Origin of the sequence: Burkholderia sp. KCJ3K979 (assembly GCF_016759955.1) — a bacterium.
Lineage (GTDB): Bacteria > Pseudomonadota > Gammaproteobacteria > Burkholderiales > Burkholderiaceae > Burkholderia > Burkholderia orbicola.
In genome coordinates, this window is sequence record NZ_JACFYV010000277.1 from 1 (window position 1) to 7,773 (window position 7,773).

Here is a 7,773-nt window from a genome sequence, read left to right on the forward strand (position 1 = left end):
GCTTATGGGCGGCCGCGGCGGCCGGTCTCGGGCTGACGGTGCGCTCGCATTACGGGCTGCCCGCGTCGGTGCGCGTGCTCGATGCGGCGTCGTGCGGGCTGCCGGCGCTGCCGAGCCTGCCGCTGATCCTGCTGCGGCGCACGTCGTCGGCGACGCCGACGGTCGATCGGCTCGCGCGGATCGTGACGCAGGCGGTGGGGGAGGCGACGGAGGGAGCGCTTGCGGCGTGATTCCGGACGCGACGACCAGCCAGTGTCCGAGCGGCTGGACGTTCGGCCTATTGGAGCAATGACGCGAATGTCGTAACAATGGTGGGTCACTCAATGGAGCTCATCATGCAAGTTGCCACTGTTCCCGAAGCCACGCTCGATCTGCAGCGGCTTCTCGATGCCGCGATTGCCGGCGAACGTGTCGTGATCACGCAGGCCGGCAAGCAGGCGGTCCGGCTCGTGCCGCTCAGGCCGATTCATCCGTACGGGGCCATGGAGGGCGAGATATGGATAGCCGACGACTTCGATGCACCGCTTCCCGACGATTTGTTGGACGCGTTCGAAGGCAAGTAATGCGACTGCTGTTCGATACGCATATCTTTCTCTGGATGGTTGCGAATAATCCGAAGCTGAGTGTTCGCGCGCGCAGGTTGATTGATTCCGCAGACGAAGTGTTCATCAGCAGCGCGAGTATCTGGGAAGTGGCCATCAAAGCCAGCAAGGGGAAGCTGGACGTCGATGTGGATCGGCTGGTCGACAAGCTCAAGATGAGTCAATACCGGGAACTGCCCGTTCGGGCCGCACACGGTGCGGCCGTTCGTCATCTTCCCCATCACCACGGCGACCCGTTCGACCGATTGCTGGTCGCGCAGGCCTCGTACGAGCCGATGGTGCTCATCACCGCCGACGGCCACCTTGCGCAGTATGGTGCGTCAAGAATCTTGACGGTCTGAAACAGTTTCGGGATCGAGTCCCTACGCTGTAGCAGCCGCCGACGCGGACGCTTCGAGCTCCGCACGGAGCTTGTCCAACCGCTCCCGCAACCCCTCGCTCGCCGGCACGAACGGCAGCCGCAACCCGTCCTCGCACCACCCCTGCGCGGCGAGCACGGCCTTCACCGGCGCCGGGTTGGGTTCTGCGAACAGCGCTGCGACGAGCGGCTGCAGCGCGACCGACAGGCGCCGCGCATCGGCGAGCCGCCCGTCGCGCAGTAGCGCATGGATGCGCACATGCCATTCGGGCAGCACGTGGGCGCTGCTCGCGATCGCGCCGTGCGCCCCCGCGCACATCGCCGCGAAATTCTGGTTGTCGTCGCCGGACAGGATCGCGAGCGGCGTGTCGTGCACGAGCCGGCTCATCCGGTCGAGCGTACCGCCGCATTCCTTGATGCCGGCGACGCGCGAGTCGCACGCGAGCGCCTGCAGCGTGTCCAGTTCGACGTTCACGCCGGTGCGGTACGGGATGTTATAGACGAGCACCGGCAGGTCGGCCGCGTCGACGATCGCTTCGACATGGCGGCGGATGCCGTCCTGCGTCGGCCGTACGTAGACGGGCGGCGTGACGAGCAGCCCGTCGGGGCGCAGCGCCGCGAGTTCGCGCGCGCGGGCGGCCGCGAAGTGCGTCGCGCTCGCGGTCAGCCCGACGACGATCGGCAGCGCGGGCGCCGCATCGCGCAGCGTCGCGAACACCGCGTCCTGTTCGCGCGCGTCGAGCAGCACGCCTTCACCGGTCGTCGCCCCCGCGACGAAGCCTGCGATGCCCGCGGCCACATAGTGGCGTGCGAGCCGCGCGAGCGCTGCATGGTCGACCTCGCCATGATGAAACGGCGTGATGATCGGCAGCCAGATACCTTCGAAACGTGTGTTCATGCAAAGCCTCATGGTGGAAACGGAGTGAGAAGGAACCGTTCCGCCGGCGGTGTGCCGGAGCGAGGCGTGCGTGCAAGGAGAAAGAAACGACCTGCGGGCATCCCGTCCGGCATTCGCCTGACGGGACGCGACGTCCCCGTCAGTCGAGGAGTCGTTTTTTCAGTTTCAGCCCGGCCGCGCGCGCACCTGCCGCGACGGCGGCGAGGATCGAGGGCGAGCGCAGGGTAGCGGACATGGATGAACCGTGAGTGGGCTGAGCGGCGATCTTAACACCGGGGCGGCGGCGCGCGCGAGCCCCCGGCCGCCGTTTAGCAGAATTCGAGATTTGCTTTCCACGACTGATTGGAAGGCGCGCCGCGGCCGGCCGCTAGAATGCCCGCTTACGTTTCGATGACAGCGCGTACGCGTGCGGTCACGCACATTCACCACCACTGGAAACGGGGCATATCACGATGGCAAGCATCAAGGGGATCGGCCGCTGGCTGCACACGGGTGCGGCGGCGGCGCTGGTCGTGGCGGCGACGGCCGCGCACGCGGACACGTCGATCCTGAACGTGTCGTACGACGTGACGCGCGAGCTGTACAAGGACATCAACACGAGCTTTGCCGCCGCCTACAAGCAAAAGACCGGCGAGACGGTCACGATCAAGCAGTCGCACGGTGCATCGAGCGCGCAGGCGCTGTCGGTGCTGCAGGGGTTGCAGGCCGACGTCGTGACGATGAACCAGCCGAACGACATCGACCTGCTCGCCGAGCGCGGGCAGCTTCTGCCCAAGGACTGGCGCGCGCGCTTCCCGGACAACAGCTCGCCGTACTCGACGACGATGGTGTTCCTCGTGCGCAAGGGCAACCCGAAGGCGATCAAGGACTGGAGCGATCTCGCGAAGCCGGGCGTCCAGGTGATCATCGCGAACCCGAAGACGTCGGGCAACGGCCGCTATGCGTATCTCGCCGCATGGGGCTTCCAGAAGCAGAAGGGCGCGACCGACCAGCAGGCCCTCGACTTCGAGAAGGCGATCTTCCGCAACGTGCCGGTGCTCGATTCGGGCGGCCGCGGCGCGACGACGACGTTCACGCAGCGCGGCATCGGCGACGTGCTCGTCACGTTCGAGAACGAAGTCGCGCTGATGGACACGGGCGCGTCGGGCGCGCAGTTCGACGCCGTGTATCCGTCGGCGAGCATCCTCGCGGAGCCGCCCGTCGCCGTCGTCGACAAGGTGGTCGACAAGAAGGGCACGCGCAAGGTCGCGCAGGCGTATCTCGACTACCTGTACACGCCGGAAGCGCAGGAGATCATCGCGCAGCACCATCTGCGCCCGCGCGATGCGGCCGTGCTGAAGAAGCATGCGGCCGAGTTCAAGGCGCTGAAGACGTTCAGCGTCGAGCAGGTCTTCGGCAGCTGGGCGAACGCGCAGAAGACCCATTTCGCCGACGGCGGTACGTTCGACCAGGTGATCGTCGACCGGAAGTGAGCGCGGCGCGCGCGACGCGCGGGTTCGCATGACGACGCAGCCGGCCGCTCGTGCGGCCGGCTTTTTTACGCCTGCGCGGCGCGTTGCCGTTCCAAACCGGCCCGCATTCCCGGCCGCCGCCGCGCGTGCTACGCTCATCGCCTCCCTGCAACCGGCGCCGCGCGATGAACGTCGATTCGTCCTCCCCAGCCTCCCGCGGCCATGGCCGCAAGATCTGGTCGGGCACCCGCCCGGTGATCGCGTACGGGATGCCGCCGCTCGGCTGGCGCGACTTCTACCATCGCGCGCTGACGGTCAGCTGGCCCGTGTTCTTCCTGTCGCTCGCGGTGCTGTTCCTGCTGCTCAACGGCGGCTTCGCGACGCTCTACCTGCTCGGCCATGCGCCGATCGCGAACCAGTCGCCGGCCGGCTTCGGCGGCGCGTTCTTCTTCAGCGTCGAGACGCTTGCGACCGTCGGCTACGGCGACATGCATCCGCAGACGGTCTATGCGCACCTCGTCGCGACGTTCGAGATCTTCGTCGGGATGTCGGGCATCGCATTGGCCACGGGGCTCGTGTTCGCGCGGTTTTCGCGGCCGCAGGCGAAAATCCTGTTCGCGCGCTACGCGATCGTGCGGCCGCTCAACGGCCGGATGACGCTGATGGTGCGCGCCGCGAATGCCCGCCAGAACGTGATTGCCGAGGCGCAGGCGAAACTGCGGCTGATGCGCGTCGAAGGCACGCACGAGGGCTACTCGCTGCGCAAGATTCACGACCTGCCGCTCGTGCGCAACGAGCATCCGATCTTCCTGCTCGGCTGGAACCTGATGCACGTGATCGACGAGTCGAGCGCGCTGTTCGGCGAGACGCCTGAGTCGCTCGCCGCGCGCGAAGCGTCGCTGCTGATCACGATCGAGGGCTCGGACGAGACCACCGCGCAGGTCATGCAGGCGCGTCATGAGTGGGCGCATGACGCGATCCGCTGGGGCCACCGCTATGTCGACCTGATGCACGACGAGGACGGCATCACGCACATCGATTACACGCATTTTCATGAAGTCGTGCCGATCGACGTCGATACCGACGAGCGCGGTTCGCCGGGCGTGGTGATCGACGCGGGTGCGTCGGCGCCGGGGCCGGCCGCGCAGGCGTGATCAAGGGCGGCGGGGCGCCGCCCCGTCGCGCGTCATGCGTGCAGCAGACGCGCCGCTTCGCGCTGTTCGATCGCGACCGCGCGGCGGAACGCGTCGCGGTCCTCGGCGCGTGCGACGTAGTCGCCGAGCACGCCTTCGTGCGGCAGCAGATGCGCATCGAACGCGATCTTCAGCGTGCTGGCGAGCAGCAGGTCGGCCGCGGTGAAGCGTTCGCCGACGAGCCAGCGGCTGTGGGCGAGCGCTTGCGCGAGGGCGCGCTGCACGCGTGTGATATTGCCCCAGCCGAACGCGACCGGGTTGCCCGACGCGCCGGTGAATTTCTCGGCCATCGCTGGTTCGAGGCAGGTCGGCGTGAAGAACATCCACTGAAGGAAGCGGCCGCGCAGCGGATCGTCGGGCGCGACGCCGAGCCCGGCGCCCGGGCAACGGTCGGCAAGATAGAGCAGCACGGCGCCCGATTCGGCGAACGGGGCGCTGCCGTCGTCGAGCGCGGGCAGCTTCGCCATCGGGTTGACCTGCACGAACGCGTCGCTGCCCTGTTCGTGCGAGCGCAGGTCGATCGGCACGAGTTCGTACACCCCGCCGATTTCCTCGAGCATCCACAGCGCCCGGAATGCCCGGGTCTTCGGCCAGTAGTAGAGCTTCATCGCGCCTCCGCGTTTGGGTGCTGCTGTCGATCCGGTCGATGCTCAAGCGTACCCGAGCGCGGGAGGTTGGGACAGGGGCGCCCGGCTAGGGGCGCCCGGCCAAGGGCGCTCCGCTAGGGGTACCAGGTTTGGTTGCACGCACCTGATTCGATGCGCTGGGGCAGCGGTGAATCGCGGGAGATGACCCGCAGAGCCTTGTGTGACTGAATTTCGTAATATAACTAGTTATAGAAAAACTAGTTATGAAAATTCAGAGAAATCCTTGGCGCGAACCAGCATTGCTACACTGCGCCCGGCTCATTGCCCAGTACCCACGCATACGGTAACGCAATCGCCCGGCCGCGCTCGCCGACGCATCACGCACCGTCGCACTCACCGGAGACAAGTCACGCATGGCAACCGACGATCGCACCACGATCATTCCGCGCAGAACGCCCGAATCGGCGGCCATGGTGGCCGAGGTCAAGCGGGCGATGGCGATCACCGCGCGGCTCAACCGCCTGACGTTCGACGATGCGGCGGACGTACGCGCATTGTTCGGTGAACTGATCGGCTCGCAGGTGGACGACGGCTTCATGCTGATCCCGCCATTCCATGCGACGGGCGGCGCCGGCATGAAGCTCGGGCGCAACGTGTTCGTCAACCAGAACTGCACGTTCTACGACCTGGGCGGACTCGAGATCGGCGACGACGTGATGATCGGCCCGAACGTCAGCCTGATCACGTCCGGTCATCCGGTCGAGCCTTCGCGGCGGCGCGACGGCGTGATCGCGAAGCCGATCGTGATCGAGCGGAACGTGTGGATCGGCGCGGGCGCGACGATCATCGGCGGCGTGACGATCGGCGAGAACGCGGTCGTCGCAGCCGCGGCCGTCGTCACCCGGGACGTCCCGCCGAATACGCTGGTCGGCGGCAATCCGGCGAAGATCATTCGGTCGATTGCCGAATAACGTCGCCCGGGTGTGCGCGCCGATGCGATGAGGCATCGGCGGAGGGATGTGGACAACCGCTCACCACGATCACTCGAAACGCTGTGCATTTGAACGGTGAGTGTGCCGCCGAGGCCGTCCCGACAAGCCTTTCCAGCTTTTCCCGATTGTCACGCGCCGAGTCGTCCGTCGAGCGGCAGAGGAAGATCCGGGCGTGCGCCGGTTGTGGATATCTGCGGCCCGAAACGACTCGGCGCGCTGTGGTTTTCACAGGTGAGGGTGACCGGACGCTGCGCGATACATGAAGCGGGTTGTGGACAACTCGCGGCAAATCGAAGCGAAATGCTGTGAAAGTCAACGGTGAGTGTCGCGACCGATCTGGCGGTGTGCCTGCATTGGCGCGGGTTTCCGGTCGTTGCCGAGGTTCGGAGCGCCGCGCATTCTAGCCGAATGGCGCAGCGTGCATGACCGCGATCTGCAGACCCGACACGTCGACATCCGGCTCCGGCCCCCAATCGAAGGGCTGTGCATTCTAACGGTGAGCGCCGGCGCGTGCTTCGCAATATGCAGATTTCGACGTGCCTGTCCGCGTTCTCCAGCGACTCGGCGCGCTGTGCAATTCAATGGTGAGCGTGAGCCGGCGATCGGCGCGAGGGCCGTCGGAATGCTGCCGTTCGACTGCCGATGCCGCACGAGCGCTGTTCCTGTCCGACCCGAGCGCAAGGTGGGAGCAACGACGACGCGCGTGCCCGTGTGGATATCCGTCGGCAGAAACGACCCGCGGCACTGTGTATTTCGACGGTGAGCATCCGTGCCCGACCGCATGACGAGCCGCTTCCGGTATGGATTGCCACTCGTCGGTAGCCTTCGAAGCGTGCTTCTCTTATCGATCGAGCGCGTTCGCTCATGTGGATATCCATCCGTCGAAACGACTCGCGGCACTGTGTATTTCGACGGTGAGCATCCGCACCCGATCGGTTGACGAGCCGCTTCCGGTATGGATTGCCACTCGTCGGTAGCCTTCGAAGCGTGCTTCTCTTATCGATCGAGCGCGTTCGCTCATGTGGATATCCGTCCGTCGAAACGACTCGAGGCACTGTGTATTTCGACGGTGAGCATCCGTGCCCGACCGCATGACGAGCCGCTTCCGGTATGGATTGCCCCTTGGCGGTACGCTTCGAAACGTGCGTCAGCTATCGATCGGAGAACGCACGTCCATGTGGATATCCGGCCTGCTCAAGCACTCGAAGCGCTGTGGTTTTCAACGGTGAGAGTGCGCGTATGGCCGGGAGGCAACGCAGTTCCGCACGTGGACAACTACCCCGCCAGCCAGTCGAAGCCCTGTGTATTTCAACGGTGAGAGCGAGCCGGCAATCGCTCGACCAGCGTGTTCAGGCGAGATGTCCAGCCGGCAAACTCACTCTCGCCCCTGTGTATTCGAACGGTGAGCGCAGGCGGAGGACCGACGAAACGCGCGGTTTCCGATGTGGATATCCGCCGCCGAAATTCACTCGCCAATCTGTGAATTTCAACGGTGAGCGCCCCGCATGCCGATTCCTGATGTGGATATCCCGGCCCCGACGCCACTCGAAACGCTGTGCAATCGAACGGTGAGCGCGCGAGCCGATCGACGGAGGGGCGCGGCATTGTGGACATCCGACGTCGCCAGCCAATCCGAATGCTGTGCATTCCAACGGTGAGGGCGACGGCCCGATGCCCCGAAACCCTTGTCGC

7 protein-coding genes and 1 pseudogene are annotated in these 7,773 nt (G+C 65.9%); 6 read left to right on the plus strand and 2 right to left on the minus strand.

Annotation, left to right across the window (positions count from 1 at the left end; genetic code table 11):
• The 3 genes and pseudogenes from H3O04_RS32240 to H3O04_RS32250 all read left to right on the plus strand — a co-directional run.
• Positions 1 to 230, plus strand: a pseudogene (locus H3O04_RS32240) (LysR family transcriptional regulator); the annotation flags it as partial.
• A 93-nt stretch (positions 231 to 323) separates the two neighbouring features.
• The gene (locus tag H3O04_RS32245) at positions 324 to 563 is read left to right on the plus strand and encodes a type II toxin-antitoxin system Phd/YefM family antitoxin (protein ID WP_077179876.1); all 240 of its coding nucleotides are present in this window, start codon (positions 324 to 326) and stop codon (positions 561 to 563) included.
• Positions 563 to 943, plus strand: coding sequence for a type II toxin-antitoxin system VapC family toxin (locus H3O04_RS32250; RefSeq protein ID WP_027811667.1), 381 nt, complete (start codon positions 563 to 565; stop codon positions 941 to 943). Before H3O04_RS32245 ends, H3O04_RS32250 begins: the two co-directional genes overlap by 1 nt.
• A gap of 21 nt (positions 944 to 964) precedes the next feature.
• Here H3O04_RS32250 and dapA read toward each other — a convergent pair whose 3' ends face one another.
• Complete coding sequence (gene dapA, locus H3O04_RS32255; protein WP_054928110.1) at positions 965 to 1,858, minus strand: 4-hydroxy-tetrahydrodipicolinate synthase; 894 nt, start codon at positions 1,856 to 1,858, stop codon at positions 965 to 967.
• Positions 1,859 to 2,310: 452 nt separating this feature from the next.
• On the opposite strand from dapA, the gene H3O04_RS32260 reads away from it, so the two are divergent.
• Together H3O04_RS32260 and H3O04_RS32265 are read left to right on the plus strand one after the other, a co-directional pair.
• Complete coding sequence (locus H3O04_RS32260; protein ID WP_011546350.1) at positions 2,311 to 3,330, plus strand: sulfate ABC transporter substrate-binding protein; 1,020 nt, start codon at positions 2,311 to 2,313, stop codon at positions 3,328 to 3,330.
• A 164-nt stretch (positions 3,331 to 3,494) separates the two neighbouring features.
• Positions 3,495 to 4,463: an ion channel gene (locus H3O04_RS32265; RefSeq protein ID WP_202589228.1), complete on the plus strand. Its 969-nt coding sequence runs from the start codon at positions 3,495 to 3,497 to the stop codon at positions 4,461 to 4,463.
• Between the two features lie 32 nt (positions 4,464 to 4,495).
• Here the strand turns inward: H3O04_RS32265 and H3O04_RS32270 are convergent, their stop codons facing one another.
• Complete coding sequence (locus tag H3O04_RS32270) at positions 4,496 to 5,110, minus strand: glutathione S-transferase family protein (RefSeq protein ID WP_202589229.1); 615 nt, start codon at positions 5,108 to 5,110, stop codon at positions 4,496 to 4,498.
• A 392-nt stretch (positions 5,111 to 5,502) separates the two neighbouring features.
• On the opposite strand from H3O04_RS32270, the gene H3O04_RS32275 reads away from it, so the two are divergent.
• Entirely contained in the window at positions 5,503 to 6,060 is a 558-nt protein-coding gene (locus tag H3O04_RS32275; RefSeq protein WP_053525914.1) for a DapH/DapD/GlmU-related protein, read from the plus strand.
• Positions 6,061 to 7,773 lie beyond the last annotated feature (1,713 nt).

Coding starts and splice junctions, on each gene's coding strand:
- H3O04_RS32265 (WP_202589228.1), top strand. CDS start 3,495: ATGAACGTCGATTCGTCCTCCCCAGCCTCCCGCGGCCATGGCCGCAAG.
- H3O04_RS32275 (WP_053525914.1), top strand. CDS start 5,503: ATGGCAACCGACGATCGCACCACGATCATTCCGCGCAGAACGCCCGAA.
- H3O04_RS32270 (WP_202589229.1), bottom strand. CDS start 5,110: ATGAAGCTCTACTACTGGCCGAAGACCCGGGCATTCCGGGCGCTGTGG.
- H3O04_RS32245 (WP_077179876.1), top strand. CDS start 324: ATGGAGCTCATCATGCAAGTTGCCACTGTTCCCGAAGCCACGCTCGAT.
- H3O04_RS32250 (WP_027811667.1), top strand. CDS start 563: ATGCGACTGCTGTTCGATACGCATATCTTTCTCTGGATGGTTGCGAAT.
- H3O04_RS32260 (WP_011546350.1), top strand. CDS start 2,311: ATGGCAAGCATCAAGGGGATCGGCCGCTGGCTGCACACGGGTGCGGCG.
- dapA (WP_054928110.1), bottom strand. CDS start 1,858: ATGAACACACGTTTCGAAGGTATCTGGCTGCCGATCATCACGCCGTTT.